Raw genomic sequence first — 13,580 nt, forward strand, 5'->3', positions numbered from 1 at the left:
TGACTCCTCGAGGATTCTTTAGACGGTTGACTCGAAGGATCACACGGTGGCCGCTCTACATCCGTGTACAACACGTAGCTGCAGGCGATCTCGGCCACCGAGTTACACCACCCTATGGGGCACTACTACCGCGCCTTGTGGCTGAACTGTCAGGTGGTGGAGGGGATCGTGGATGATTCTGACCTCGGGACTTCCGTGTCCATCTTCTATGTTGCCCACGAGGACGAGGAAGAAGTCATCGGGGGCTGCCATCGCTCGCTGGATCTGGCTGTCCTCGAGCTTGACGGTGTCCGGGATCGCGCCCTGGTGAACCTTGAGTTCGTAGTACCTGTCCTGATCATCGACTGCGTCGGCTCCCACCTTGGGTTGGTGTCGAACGTCCGTCAGTTCGCAATCGTCGCTAGCGAGTACCAACCGTAAAAGTTCGAGTCCCGCGTCCTCACGTTCCTGCGCCGTGTAGTTGAGCGGACCCCGCCCTCCGCCACCGGGCTTCTTGGGGTGGTCGCGCTTCGGGTCTTTCAATGTGGGCTCGCCGGCTGCGTGTCTGCCGGTCGCGCCTGACCTGTCTGTGTCTCCCTCGTCTCGAGGTGCATTGACGATGAGTTCCCCAGTGGCATCTCGAAGTACCAAGTAATTGGGGTCGACGAGGGTGCGTGCCTTTGGGCGCGGTGGAGCGTTGTCGGCCGTGCCCTGGCCTGTCGTGCGCTTCTGTCGTTTTCGGGCAGGTCGCGCCACCGGTTGCTTCGATGTCGGCAGGAGGTTCAACGCTGCGTGGCTCTTCTCCCGACGGAGTTTGTCTTCGGCTTCGCGTGCGGCCGCGGAGACTACTAGCTCTGCCTGCGCGCCTGCTTCTGCGTCGGCCCAGGCGGCTAGCCATGCATGCGCGATTTCGCGCGGATTGGTCTCGAAGCTGGACGCAATCGCGTATCCGCCGCTGCGCGCCCGGCTGGTTTCCTCAGCAGAGTGAACGAACAAGGTCGACCGGTTGGAATCCAGCCAAGCAGTCAACGCCACTCGATGGCCTGAACCGTCGGGCAGGGTGACCTGGACCTGCAGATTCGGGAGCACTGCGACCTGGAAGCGGCAGAGCTCTTCCCAGGTTAGACGAATTGCTTCAGCAGATGCTGGCGCGCTTTGGGTCAGGTCGGTCTGTAGGTTCTGCGTAGCGCGCCTGAATAGGTCGGTGAGGTCGGCGTCGTAGATGGCCGAGCTTTCGTGGAGTACATGTGCGTGGGCCTCGTCGATGGAAGTGAGTGCGAGTGGGTCGATGAGTGACTTGAGTTGGGTCAGCTGCCCGCCAGGCTGCCAAATGGCGACCTTCGTCTTGAGCCCGTCGGCGAGGAGCGGATTCTCGACCGCATAGACAGGTCGTCTGCGTGACCAGCCGCTGCCGATATACACCGGCTGGCGGCGGAGTTGGCCAAGGCGTTCGGGAGGAGTTCGCGCCAAGATCCGCAGGGCCTCCAGCATGATCTGTTGCTCATCGGTGCTAAGGGATCGAGTTGCGAGCTTCTTGATGACGCTCTTTGCGTCGTCGGCTGTTGGGGCGGGCACTCTCAATGCCGTCCACAGGCGCTCTGCGCCGCTGACCGCAGGGACGAACGCGAACAAGTCTCCAAAGATCGGGGGGCCCGATCGCGCCAGAGCCGTGCGTCTCCATCCATGGTTTGTGACGATCAAACCGTCGCCGCGGTCAAAGTGGTTTCGAAGCACACTGAGCTGCATATTGCCCACACGCTGGGCGATTCCGCCGTGAACTTCGGCTGCCAGTGCTTGGTAGAACGGCGCAGCCAGATCGGCCGCTTCCTGTGCCGTCATCGGATGCCCGCCTTGCCCATTCGGGCTCGCAGGCCGTCCGGACTGGTGCAGGGTCCGGATCTGCTCGATTCGCCTTATGAGTGCAGCAACGGTCGGGTTGCCCTCCACTCCGAGCGCCGACAACACTTCGCGATGCCCCGCCACGTCGTAGGACTCGGCGAGGTAGAGGGCAGGGTCGGTACCGTGCATCGCCTCGTTGGTAGGGGTTCTGATTCGCAACTCGCCGGGGGCTGTTGGTCGTCCTCGTCCATTGCTAAGCCACGGGATAGAGGCCGCGGTGCTGATCCACCACGAGTCGACCTCGCCTTTGTTGTCCCAGCCGTTGTATGGATTGGCAGCGATGACTCTTGCGTGCGGTTCGAGGCGATCCCAGTTTCGGGCGAGACAGCCGATGAGAGCGTTTGCTCGCTTTCGTCGCTGCTTGCCGTTCTTCTCGGCGGTGATGTCGGCAAGAACCTTCTTAAGATCGGGAGCTGCGTGGTCGTCACGAGTGCACTGCGCCCCGACCTCGTTCATCTGGCGCACGCGGCGTGAGGGTGAGCCCGGCGCGTACCACCATAGGCCAGACCCGTGGTACGCGAACTGCTTGTAGTGGGCGGCGTCATCGGGAAAAAGCGTTAGCCGCGGAAGGTTCTCTGCGCCCAAGAGACGGAAGAACCGTTGAGCACCGATTCCTGCACGACCTGTTGGCGCCCGCAATGCCTCCGAGTAGCGGCGATGAAGCCAGACCAGTCCGGGCGTCCTCTTGGCAGCGTTCGACCAGCTGTTCCGTTCCTTCTCGATGAAGTACGCCTCTGCTGGCCGGGCGTAGACTTGGGTCCGATTACCGTTGGCGTCGTACACCGTTGCTTCGAGTCTGATGGCGTGGCCGATTCCAGCGGCGAGTTGGGTTCGCACCGAATCATCCACTGGCTCAAGGGCTGCGCGGATGGCGTTGGCCTGGTCATCCGTCAGAGGCTCGGGCAGTTCGACGTCCATTCGGCCAGCTTCGGCTAGCACCCGGAGCGCGTCCTCGTCCGTTGCGGTCTGGCGCAGCGCGTTTGAGTCGTGGAGCCATTGGGCGATCACCGACCACGTGGGTCTGTCCGAGTAGGTCGGGTGTATGTGGGCACCGATTCCAAGCGAGGACCAGAGCTGGGATGCTTCTCGGGGTAGGAGCACGTCTAACCCGGTTGCAGCTTCGGGGCTGGTGCGGCGTCCGTCATCGAGGACGACGCAGGTCGAGGCATAGAGTTCGGAAGAGAGATCGGCGTCCTCTTCGTCGGTGTTTGTGGCAACGGCGATTACGGCGGCAGTCAGGTCAGCGACGAACTCGATTGTTCGACCGTCGACCGTCAGAAGCTGGGCGGCGCTGTGAACATCCACCAACGCAGGCGTCTCGCCCCCGAGATCCTTCAAGTCGGCGATGACGGCACGCCATCGGTCATTGTCGGACCTGTTGCGCGCCGCGACGACATCGGCTGCGTTGGCCAAATCGCGGATGTCGTCTTCGGTCAATATGTCGGTGAGGTCCGGTGTCTCGTAGGCCAGGTCACGCAACGGGTGCTCGTCCCCGTCGCGCCCTTCGAGACGGAGTCCTTTTGAGAATGCCAATCGCGCGGCTGTCAACAGCCGGTCGAGGAGCGATTCATCGAGCGCGCTCGCCGCAAAGCGGTCAGCTGTGTAGTCGTGAAGGAGTGGCACGTCTGCCCAAGCGCCCGCGGGTTCGATATGAAACGCGTCCAGCGCGGCGTCGAGCCACAGGTCAGCGACCAGCCCGAGGAGATCGATGTTCCATTGACTGTCGGCTAGGTCGCGTCGGTTGGCAAGCGGGTCGAACTGTGCACTGAAGCGGAACGGCAGTCCGATTGATCTCACCGGAAGCCCTATGTGGACATGCCCCGTGTCGCCATCGAATCTTGGGAACGCGATAGCGACGGGAGTCGTATTATGGTGCGATTTTCCGGCACGATGGCCGGTAGGGCTCTTGGTATTCCGTGAGTAGCGCAGCCAGGTTCGGCCATCTTCAGCTGTCACCATCGTCCGGAGCGCCTCCCTCCCAGCGAACTCGACTGGTTCCAATTCGTCGGCTGTTACGCGCAGGCGCGTCACCAGATGCCCTTCCACATCCAGGAGGGTCACCGAGCGGAGTGAACGCAGGAAGAGCAGACCGGCGTCGCCCCATGCATTGAGCCAGTCGGATACCTCCAGCTCTGTGGTCGCTCCATGCTGGAAAGGCACGACGAAGACGGTGGTTGCATCGTCGGGCTTATTCGGCCACCTCGGGTCGGCGTCGGCGGTCTGCAGGGCGCTTCGCCCGAGGCTGAGATGGAAATGGCCGTTGTGGCCTTCTAGTGTCTCGGAGAGGCTTTGGAGGGTTTTTAGTCCAATACCGAACCGCCCCAACTTCTCGGCTTGGCTCGTCTTCTCGCTGAGCCACGGAATCGTCAGGCCCCACACGTCGGGCAAGGTGAAGTCGTTCCCGTTGTGCCCGAACATCAGGCGGTCGCCAGCAACCAGGAAACAGGCGGTATCGGCACCCTCGTCGTCAGCGTTCTGCAATAGCTCGGCGAGTCCCTGCAACCGGTCGTCCGAGAGCTGCGCTGCATTCTCCGTGGCGCGGCCCAGCGCACCTCGAATACTCGGAGGGAGCTTCTGGTACTCGTTTGCCAGCGCAGAAAGACTGGCCGAAGCGGCGCTGGCATCCGCCGGGATCGGGATGCGCTCCCAATCAGAGTCTGGATCGTGGTGGACAACTTCACGCGCGGCCTCGGTAGCCTCGACCGCCTCGAACCACCAGATTTCGCCAGTCACGGTCGAAATCTACCCCCGCGATCCCGCAGTTCACAGTAGTGTTCGAGACGGCCGTTGATGGCTTCGACGGGCCGTTGGAGGCGCGGCTGTCGAAGTAGGCCAGGATCTCGGCACGTCGCGCCCACAATGATCGTCCGAGTTGGGCGAGTTCGGCCAGACCGGCCGGCAGGCCGACTGAATCTTTTTGAGCACCTTGCAGATCACGATCTTGCCGTCACGCTTGTTCTCGCGCTCGTAGGCGCTGATCAGGTCCCGATAGACCGCGTAGGTGATCGACACCGCCAGATGCTCCTTCGGGCGTCCGATCCGGCTTTCAGCTTGGTCTTCTGCTTCCCGGTGAGCAGACCGTGGCGGTTGAGCAGGCTCTTGCGGATACCGAACAACGGATCACCGGACCGGCCGCGGTGCCCGCAGGTGTCCTGCTGTACCCGCTGACGACTCAGCGTCAGTTTGTCGCCGGCTACCGGACTCGGGACAAACAACAGTGCCGACTGGGCGGTCGCTGCGGTTTGCCGCGGAGCACTTCATTGATACGTCAAGAGTGCTGCGCCGGAGTGAGCTTTCGCTGAGATTTCCGCCTGGAAGCGCGTGTTTGAAGCATATCCGCTAGCCTCGTTAAGCACCGGTTCGATGCAATGAATGGGAGGCGCGTTCGTGAGTGCAGAGATGTTCCGCAACAACCTAGAGTCGGCCCGAGCGCACCTTGCGGAAGCGCGTGCGAATCGCAACGAAGCTGTGGGGAAGTTGGCGAATGCCCACCACACGGTGCGCGCGTCCACTCTTGCAGTCTTCGACGAACAGATTCAAACATGGGAAGATGCGGTCGACAACTTCAAATGGATGTTACAGCACAAGTACGGCGAGGTCGTGGACTGATGGCCGTCGACAATATATCTAGTGATGATCAAGATATTATCGATGCGATCGTCGGTACGATTCAGTCTGCCGATTCGAATCCCGAGGAAATTCGCCCACACGTAGCCAATATTGTTGCTTACTGTGATCTGCTGATGGTGAAGGATCCGAGGCTCCGTGAGTTCGTCACGGCTATGAACAGCCACGCCAGCAAGAAGGCAATTGCCGCGTGGGCTTCGGGAGCGTACAGCAGCGTTGAAGCGTCACCATGGAACGATTTGGCAGATGGACTGGCGGAATTCTTGAGCTAATCAGTGCAAGGCTGGAAGGTCTACTTTATCCAGTACTGACACTCATAGAAGAACAATGAACCGAGGTAGGGAATGTCCAAGAAATTAACCGAAATTGCTACCGAATTGGCAGCATCACTTATTTCGGCAGCCAGCCTTGGCCAAGCTGTCGCGACGGCTGACATACAGTCAGCTGTGCGCAATTTGAATAGTTCAGGAGAAAGCTATCCGCAATCCCAACTCGAAAGGCATGTAGCGGAAAATATTCGCAAAAGTTATCGGCCGGGAATTAGCGGTTCTCTCAAGTGATCGCCTGGGCGTCGTTCGGTAGCGGACTCCCACGGTTGCGCAGCATCAGATTTGGGTGATTGAAGAGCTCGGCCTCGCGTCATCCAGCCGAAAGCGTCCGAGGCCTCCTGTTTCTTCCGTGACCAAATGGGCAAATCCGAGATGCTTGCCGATCGGCCCGATTCGGTCTTAAGATTTGCAAGTACGCACGAGTCGACTTGCCAAACGATTGGAATTCTTGAAATGAGAAAAGTGAACGGGTTGTCCGAGTTCTATTCCAAGGTCGAGAATGACAAGATCGATATGTTCATCGAAGTCGATGAACGTGGTTATCCCACATCATCACGACCACACGTACATGTCGTGTTTCGCGAGCGGGCGAATGAAGTTGACATAACAGCTACGGCGGTTGATGGGAAGCACCTTGGAAAAGAGACATTGCGTAATCCATCGGGTAATGATGTTCGCCGTGCGGTGCAGCGCGCGCAACAGAAACTGCGGTAGCTGGAGCGAAGATTCTCGGATTTGATAACATTCAGAGAGAATAAATGATTGGAAGTTTTAACCTTGGATATGAAAGTAGACTGAGATGTCATCAGATTCAGATCTTTCGGTGCGTGAGATTAGAACAAAGATAGCTTATTTCGAAGCCGAAAGCACCCGGCTTCGCGAGCGCAGCGATGAATTGATGAAGAGACGTAGCGTGTTCAAGGGGCCGACGTCGCAAAATGTCCAGCTATCACTTCGGTTTGCTGAGGAAGCACTCGCGCATATAACCAGGGCCAACGATCTAAGGTACGAACTAGATCGCCGTGGGGAAACATGGTGAGCCAGTAATCTTGGTTGGGACACTACGCATGGCGATGAGCACTTGAGGTTATGTAAGAGGCCGGCAAGAGTGCTCGTCGGCGCGTAGCGTCTTACCTCTCACTCGCATCCGGGAGCCGCCTAACAGTGGCTGGGCTCAAACCCCTTGACACAGTTCCGGTCCAACCAATCTTCGCTGCATCTGGACATGTCAGCCCATCCAGGACGGAAGCTTGATGATTAGGCAAACCTAATCATCCAAGTCTCATCACTGAGCTCATGGGCTGTCTCAACACTGGTGTTTCGCCTGGGTCCCAGTCTCAACAATCACCGATAGCGGCACCGACCGCGCAGAGTGCGGGATTCGTCTCGGTTTCCGGTACAGATCCCTCACTGTGGAGTCGTGATCGCGCTCAAGGCGGGGCCCGGACAGGGTCCCACGCCCCGTACCGGACAATAGTTAGGTGATCGAAAGAGTTTTGCCGGTGAGGCCGGACCGCGAGGCATGCCGATGACCTCGTCGTCCGGCTCGCGGCAGGCGATGATCATCTGGGTCGTCGGGGTCGCGGTCTACTTCGTTGCGGTGCTGCAGCGCTCCTCATTGGCCGTTGCCGGCCTGCTGGCTGCCGAGCGCTTCGAGATCAGCGCGTCGCAATTGTCGACCTTCGTCGTGCTCCAACTGCTGGTGTACGCACTGATGCAAGTCCCGGTCGGTCTTCTCGTCGACCGATTCGGGCCGCGTCGGATTCTCCTCAGCGGAACGCTGATCCTCACGCTTGCCCAGATGAGCTTCGCGTTCGCGGACAACTACGCGTGGGCGCTGTCGTCGCGGTTCTTCGTCGGGGTGGGCGACGCCATGACCTTCGTGTGTGTCCTGCGACTGGTGACGAGTTGGTTCCCAGCGCGGCGGATCCCGCTGATCACGCAGCTCACCGGCGTGCTCGGCCAACTCGGCGCGGTCACGGCCGCCATACCGATGACCTGGGCACTGTCCACCTTCGGATGGAGTCGCGCGTACCTGGCCACCGCTGGGATCGGCGCCGTTCTGCTCGTGGTCGCACTGGTCGTCGTCCGCGATTCTGCGGCGGTCCGGTCGGTGTCGGGACCGATGCTCGGGTTGACCGGTATCCGGCGAAACCTTCGCGAGTCGTGGGATCACCCCGGCACCCGACTGGGTTTCTGGATGCACTTCTCGACCCACTTCAGCGCCACCGTCCTGGGCCTGTTGTGGGGCTACCCCTTCTTCGTCGAGGGCGAGGGGATGAGCGCCGGTGCGGCGGGCCTGCTCCTGACGATCATGGTGTTCGCCATCATGGCGTTCGGCCCGATCTTCGCGTGGCTGATCACCTGGTGGCCGTGGCACCGGTCGACGGTTGTCCTGATGGTGCTGGCGGGTATCGCGGCCACCTGGACGGTGGTACTGGCGTGGCCCGGCGGTGCGCCGTTCGCGCTACTCGTGCTGCTCGTGGTGGTCTGTGGAATGGGCGGTCCGGCGTCGATGATCGGTTTCGATGTCGGCCGCACCTCCAATCCGGCATCGCGGGCGGGCACGGCCACCGGGATCATCAACCAGGCGGGTTTCATTGCCAGCTTGATCCTCGCGGGGCTCATCGGTCTCATCCTCGACTGGCGAACCCCGGACGGGATCCAGGGATATCCGCCGGAGGCGTTCACCTGGGCGATGTCGGCGCAGTTCATGCTCTGGGGGCTGGGCGCGGTCCAGATCTACCGCTATCGCCGCAAGGGGCGTGCGCGTCTGTTGCGTGAGGAGCCGGAACGGTGGTCGCGCTAGTTCCGTCCGCCTCAGACCGCCCAGCGGTCCGCCAGCTCGTCCAACCATCCCGGCACCGCATCGGAATCCGCGGGCGGTGACTCCACCAGCACCAGTTCGTCGACGCCGAGAGCGTCGAGACCGGCGCGGTCAGCGGGAACCGGATTCCGCAGCGCGACCGCGATATCGAGATCGGAACGGTCGCGTCCGCTCTCCTGGCAGAGCCGGTCGATCGTGCGGATACGATCAGCCACCGCGTCGACGTCGTCGAGGTTGAATCCGTACCAGCCATCACCCCAGCCGACGACCCGGCGCAACGCCTGATCACTGTTGCCGCCCACGACAAGCGGAATCCGGCCCGCCGCCGGGTTTCGGATTGACCCGGATGCTCTCGAAGGCAGCGAATTCCGAGCGATGTGTGACGATCTCGTCGCGCCAGAGCACGCGCATCGCGTCCACGTAGGCGTCGGTCCGGGCGCCTCGTCGGGCGAACGGCACCCCCAGTGCGTCGAATTCCTCACGGGACCAACCGATCCCCACGCCAAGGGTCAGTCGTCCCCCGCTGAGAAGGTCGAGCGACGCGGCCTGTTTTGGCCATGATGATCGGGTTGTGTTCGGGGAGCAGCAGCACCCCGGTGGCGGGCCGGATCGTGGTGGTGGCCGCGGCGGCGAAGGAGAGGGCGATCGTCGGGTCGAGCCAGTCCGCTTCGGCGGGAACCGCGATCTTCTTGTCGGGGGTGTACGGGTACGGCGACGCCGGGTCGTCGACCATCACAACATGCTCGCCGCACCACAGTGTGCGGAAACCACGTGCCTCGGCTTCGCGGGCCACGGCGTCGATGATGTCGCGGCGTGCCCCGGTCCCGATGCCCAGCGCGTGTAGTCCGAGTCGGATCATGACTCCGAATCCGTGGGTCGGGTACTGCTCGGCATCGTATGCCTCAGCAGAACAGAGTGAGGGATACGTAACGGTTTCCGACACGAATCCCGCATTTTGCGCTGTGGCCTACGTACTGGATCTCAACTCAGCAGCAGCCATCCGAGTCGAAGACACAGCGCGGTGACGCCGAGGACCGCCGTCGCGATCAGCCACCGCCGGGCGAGCCGTTCGGCGCGCACATGGTCGTCACCGGGCCGCAGGTAGACGTACGCCGCCGTCATCGCGCACCCGGCAGCAGCGGCCCCGGCGACGAGCATCAGCGTCAGCATCAACACACCCACCATCATGCCGATCAGCAGGGAGTGGTTTCGACAAGCTCAACCAGCGGGGGGAGCTCAACCAGCGGGGGGAGCTCAACCAGCGAGGGGCGGCTCAACCAGCGGGGGCAGCTCAACCAGCGGAGGCAGCTCAATTAGCGGCGAGTGCACAGTCGGCGAGTACAGAACGAAGTCGGCGCTGCGGCTTCATCCGAAGTCGCAGCGCCGAGTCGAGATCATCGACGACGGGGGGATCAGTCGACTTCCTCGCCCACCCACTTCGCGAGCAGGTGGTGCATGTGGCGGATCTTGAGTTCCTGGTACGCCGCCATCGGCAGGTACTTCTGGGTGGTGGTCTTCAGGCCGCGGTGCACCTTCGGCATGTTGTACGCGTCCTGGTCGAACACGCGGGCCGAGCTGCCGAGGACCGTGGCGTCGATCCAGGTCTGTTCGGGCGTCAGCCACTGCACCTTCGCGGCCGGCGGACGCGGCCCGGTGAACGGCGCCAGCAAGTAGACGTCCATGATCGACGTGTTGTGGTCGTCGCCGTTCGGCCGGAACCGGTAGACGATGCGCTGGTAAGCGCCCCACGGATGGAAGTTCGGGAACACCGTGTAGTAGATGCTGTCGAGTGACTCGGCGTCGGACATGTTGTCCGCCTTCACATCACCGATGACCTCGCGGAGCCCCTCGCGGGCGAGCAGGCCGGACATCTCGCGCGCGGTGACACCGTCGGGCAGGGTGACCATCGGGTCCTCGTCGATGCGCGCATCCACCATCGAGTCGAACATCTCCTGCTCGCTCGGGGTGAACTTGATGTGCGGGCTGGGCACGCCGTTGGCGGTGATCCCGCGGTTGAAGTTGCCCCACGAGTCGTACTGGCTGTTCGAATCCCCCGTTCCCACAACACGTTGCGGGTGGGTGGTGATGACGTGGAAGGCCTCCGAGAACGCCTCCTGGGCGATCTTCCAGTTCGCGTCGATGACCTTCGCGACGTGCGCCTGGATGTAGCGATCCTCCAGCGGCCAGGCCTCGAAGTGCTTGCCCAGGTCGCCGAGGAAGCTGGCAAGCGACTCCGACTGCGGGTCCATGTTGATGAAGACGAAGCCGCCCCAGGTGTCGACCTTGACCTGCGGAAGGTTCATTGCATCCTTGTCGACGTGGGGGAAATCCCATTCGCACGTCATGGATTTCAGCGATCCGTCCAGGTTCCAGCAGAAGCCGTGGAACGGACAACGCAGGTCGTTGCCCGCGGGACCGCTCTCCTCGCGGAGCATCCGGCCGCGGTGCAGGCACGAGTTGTAGAACGCGCGGATGGACATGTCCTTGCCGCGCACGACGAGGATCGACTTGTCGCAGATCTCGTAGATGTGCGTGTCGCCGGGCTCGGGGATCTCCTCTTCACGACACGCCATCTGCCAGACCTTGTACCACATACGATCTCGCTCGAGCTCGTGATACTTGCGGCTGATGTACCGCGAGACCGGGATGAAGTTCTGATCCTCGTAGAGGTCGTGGGTCTCCTCCCGCAGGACCTGCGGGACCGGGTGGGTGTCGGTGTCGAGCAGTCGCTGGTAGCTGGCGACGTAGTCGGCCTGCTCGTCGTCGGATGCCGACGATCCGGGGGTGCGTGTGTCGATCTCGGTCACAATTTGCCTCCTTCGGCCAGGCGATTGCTGCGGGCTTCGTCGGCGAGTCGGTCCGCCTGCATCTTCTCCAGGAGCTTGGCAGCGCCCATGAAGCGACGGTTCTGGGTGATGGGGACGGGCTCGCGCGGACCGAGACCGACCCAGCGGGCCATCTCCGGGTCGACGGATTTCACTTCGCCGTGCAGATACCGGCCTTCGGGGTCGAAGGTGCCGGTCTTGCCGTCCTTGGTGGTCACGAGGACGTTGAAGTCCTCGTCGAATTCGTAGATGGCTCGACTCATCGGATGCTGGATCTGACGCATCGGGTTCTCCTCGGTGGGGCTGGCGCGCCTCTTACTTGGCAGCGTATTCACTAACTGTAGCACCGAGAGTGAGCGGCAACACATCGAACTGTATTCGCTGTAAAAAAAGTTCAGATGGAACGGGCTGCCCACCGCAGTGAGTTGGCGATCAGGGACCGATAGTCCGGGTGGGCGAGTGTGGCCGCGGTGTCGCCGGGCTGGAGGTAGACCAGGCGGGATGCACCGTTGGTGCGACACCAGCCGACCAGCGACGATCCCTCGGCGTGCTGCCACCCCTCCCGTTCATCCCGCCGCCCGGACATGGCCAGTGCGGTGGAGAAGTGCACGTCGTCGGTCATCGGTGCGTTCGTCCGCAGCAACGGCGTCACGGAGTCCTCGAACACCTCGCAGAGATAGGTCTCGTCGACGAGGTCGAGATGTGCCGGCAGGTCCGCGGTCACCGGGTGGGTGCTGTCCTCGATGGTGATCCGCTGCTCCACCGCATGCCGATAGCCGGAGTCGGGGCGCGGTGCCCCGCGCACGGTTCCGGGCTGGTACAGGTAGCGGCCGCCGACGAACTCCGACCACTCGTCCCAGTTGGCCCAGCTCGCGATCGCATGATGCAGGACGACGTATCCGTGCCCCGTCTCGCGGGCCGCGCGCAGACAGTCCCGCAACGACTCCGGCGGGTCGTACGGTTCGGGCAGGGTGCCCGGCATGTCGTAGTGAAGGGACACGTCGTGGTCGGCGAGGTCGTCGGGCCCGATCGCGGCGTCGGGATGTTCGCGCCAGGTGACCTCACCGGGAAGGGCGTCGAGGAGATCGGCGAACGCGGCTCGGTCGAAGGAGTGGCCGCCGGTGATCGCGAGGATGCGCATGTTCGAGTCCAACCTGCATCGGAGTAACTGTTTCGGAATTAAAGTTACTTGACGGGCTCGGCTCGGGTCAGCGGCCTTCGATCATCTTGGTGCAGACGTCGGTCGTCGCGGTGCGCAGACTGGGGACCGGGATGTCCGACAGCGGCCCACCCTCGATACGCAGGGGTTGGATGGCGATGGTCATCGCGATCATCGTCCGGACCCGGAGGGTGCGCGCCGCGTGCTGTGCGGTGGCCGCACGCCGGTTGGGCGGGTCCTCACCGGCCGGGAAGTAGTCGAACGCACGTCGGATGTGCCGTTCCTCGTACTCCTTCGTCAGCAGCCGGGTCCCGGGGGTCGCGCCGCCGGCCATCTGCAGGAACAGCATGCGGGCGGAATTGGGGTGCTCGGCGGTCCAGTCCCAGACCGCGGCGACGACGTCCTTGAACGAGTCCGCGCTCGCGGACACATCGTCCGGTCGAGCCGACTGCGCCGCGGCCGAACTCGCGTCCATCGCATAGCCGAGTGCGCTCTCGAAGAGCTCCTCTTTGCTGGCGAAGTGATAGTAGACCGCGGTCGGGACCATTCCCGCCTCGGTGGCGATCTCCTGGATGGAGGCCTCCGCGAACCCCTTTCGCGAGAACACCCGAACCGCGGCCTTCACGATGAGATGCCGCCGCGACGGACGGTGCGCGGTCGTGCCGTTGCCGGCGCCCGACCCGTTCTGGACCGGTGAGTCCGGCGGTGCGCCCTCGGCGCCGGCCTCGTGTTCCACCGGCGAGATGTCGGGTGCGGCGTCGGGATCGACGTCCTCCTGTGGGCCGGTGCCCGCCCCCGGATCCGCGGCCGCCAGTGCGATGTCGTCGGCAGCCGGGGTCGAATCCCAGCCGAGCCAGTCGGCGTCCGACTCCGACATGCCGTCGGCCGGCCGGGCGTTGTCTCGCCTCGATCTCGCCATACGTCCTCCTCGCCGT

At 62.7% G+C, this 13,580-nt stretch carries 11 protein-coding genes and 2 pseudogenes; 5 read left to right on the top strand and 8 right to left on the bottom strand.

Annotation, left to right across the window (positions count from 1 at the left end; all coding sequences use genetic code 11):
* Positions 1-102: 102 nt before the first annotated feature.
* Both JW364_RS18540 and JW364_RS24680 read right to left on the bottom strand, forming a co-directional pair.
* A complete protein-coding gene (locus JW364_RS18540) occupies positions 103-4,611 on the bottom strand; it encodes a sacsin N-terminal ATP-binding-like domain-containing protein (RefSeq protein ID WP_205334001.1) in 4,509 nt (1,502 codons plus the stop codon).
* Between the two features lie 38 nt (positions 4,612-4,649).
* Positions 4,650-5,075 (bottom strand): annotated as a pseudogene (locus JW364_RS24680) (transposase); the annotation flags it as partial.
* A gap of 190 nt (positions 5,076-5,265) precedes the next feature.
* On the opposite strand from JW364_RS24680, the gene JW364_RS18550 reads away from it, so the two are divergent.
* The 5 genes from JW364_RS18550 (at position 5,266) to JW364_RS18570 (ending at position 8,643) form a co-directional block, all read left to right on the top strand.
* A complete protein-coding gene (locus tag JW364_RS18550; RefSeq protein ID WP_205334000.1) occupies positions 5,266-5,487 on the top strand; it encodes a hypothetical protein in 222 nt (73 codons plus the stop codon).
* Positions 5,487-5,777 carry a hypothetical protein gene (locus tag JW364_RS18555; RefSeq protein WP_205333999.1) on the top strand — a complete coding sequence of 97 codons (291 nt, stop codon included), beginning with the start codon at positions 5,487-5,489 and terminating at the stop codon, positions 5,775-5,777. Before JW364_RS18550 ends, JW364_RS18555 begins: the two co-directional genes overlap by 1 nt.
* A gap of 72 nt (positions 5,778-5,849) precedes the next feature.
* Positions 5,850-6,065 (top strand): hypothetical protein, encoded by a 216-nt coding sequence (locus JW364_RS18560; protein ID WP_205333998.1) that lies wholly within the window; start codon positions 5,850-5,852, stop codon positions 6,063-6,065.
* Positions 6,066-6,191: 126 nt separating this feature from the next.
* Entirely contained in the window at positions 6,192-6,548 is a 357-nt protein-coding gene (locus JW364_RS18565) for a hypothetical protein (RefSeq protein WP_205333997.1), read from the top strand.
* 814 nt (positions 6,549-7,362) lie between these two features.
* Complete coding sequence (locus JW364_RS18570; protein ID WP_205333996.1) at positions 7,363-8,643, top strand: nitrate/nitrite transporter; 1,281 nt, start codon at positions 7,363-7,365, stop codon at positions 8,641-8,643.
* Between the two features lie 11 nt (positions 8,644-8,654).
* Here the strand turns inward: JW364_RS18570 and JW364_RS18575 are convergent.
* From JW364_RS18575 to JW364_RS18600, 6 genes and pseudogenes are all read right to left on the bottom strand, one after another.
* Positions 8,655-9,517 (bottom strand): annotated as a pseudogene (locus JW364_RS18575) (LLM class F420-dependent oxidoreductase).
* A gap of 125 nt (positions 9,518-9,642) precedes the next feature.
* Positions 9,643-9,849, bottom strand: coding sequence for a hypothetical protein (locus JW364_RS18580; RefSeq protein ID WP_205333995.1), 207 nt, complete (start codon positions 9,847-9,849; stop codon positions 9,643-9,645).
* Between the two features lie 224 nt (positions 9,850-10,073).
* On the bottom strand, positions 10,074-11,468 hold the full coding sequence (locus JW364_RS18585) for an SRPBCC family protein (RefSeq protein ID WP_078112533.1): 1,395 nt from the start codon (positions 11,466-11,468) through the stop codon (positions 10,074-10,076).
* On the bottom strand, positions 11,465-11,770 hold the full coding sequence (locus JW364_RS18590) for a hypothetical protein (protein ID WP_058252858.1): 306 nt from the start codon (positions 11,768-11,770) through the stop codon (positions 11,465-11,467). The genes JW364_RS18585 and JW364_RS18590 overlap by 4 nt, the downstream gene beginning before the upstream one ends.
* Before the next feature lie 110 nt (positions 11,771-11,880).
* A complete protein-coding gene (locus JW364_RS18595; RefSeq protein ID WP_058252857.1) occupies positions 11,881-12,627 on the bottom strand; it encodes a ThuA domain-containing protein in 747 nt (248 codons plus the stop codon).
* 67 nt (positions 12,628-12,694) lie between these two features.
* Positions 12,695-13,564, bottom strand: coding sequence for a TetR/AcrR family transcriptional regulator (locus JW364_RS18600; RefSeq protein WP_083229472.1), 870 nt, complete (start codon positions 13,562-13,564; stop codon positions 12,695-12,697).
* Positions 13,565-13,580: the final 16 nt, after the last annotated feature.

Origin of the sequence: Gordonia sp. BP-119 (assembly GCF_016924115.1) — a bacterium.
GTDB lineage: Bacteria > Actinomycetota > Actinomycetes > Mycobacteriales > Mycobacteriaceae > Gordonia > Gordonia hongkongensis.

Bases quoted from the DNA above. Each gene is read 5' to 3' on its own strand.
- JW364_RS18555 (WP_205333999.1), top strand. From the start codon at position 5,487: ATGGCCGTCGACAATATATCTAGTGATGATCAAGATATTATCGATGCG.
- JW364_RS18560 (WP_205333998.1), top strand. From the start codon at position 5,850: ATGTCCAAGAAATTAACCGAAATTGCTACCGAATTGGCAGCATCACTT.
- JW364_RS18565 (WP_205333997.1), top strand. From the start codon at position 6,192: ATGGGCAAATCCGAGATGCTTGCCGATCGGCCCGATTCGGTCTTAAGA.
- JW364_RS18570 (WP_205333996.1), top strand. From the start codon at position 7,363: ATGACCTCGTCGTCCGGCTCGCGGCAGGCGATGATCATCTGGGTCGTC.
- JW364_RS18580 (WP_205333995.1), bottom strand. From the start codon at position 9,849: ATGATGGTGGGTGTGTTGATGCTGACGCTGATGCTCGTCGCCGGGGCC.
- JW364_RS18590 (WP_058252858.1), bottom strand. From the start codon at position 11,770: ATGCGTCAGATCCAGCATCCGATGAGTCGAGCCATCTACGAATTCGAC.
- JW364_RS18595 (WP_058252857.1), bottom strand. From the start codon at position 12,627: ATGCGCATCCTCGCGATCACCGGCGGCCACTCCTTCGACCGAGCCGCG.
- JW364_RS18600 (WP_083229472.1), bottom strand. From the start codon at position 13,564: ATGGCGAGATCGAGGCGAGACAACGCCCGGCCGGCCGACGGCATGTCG.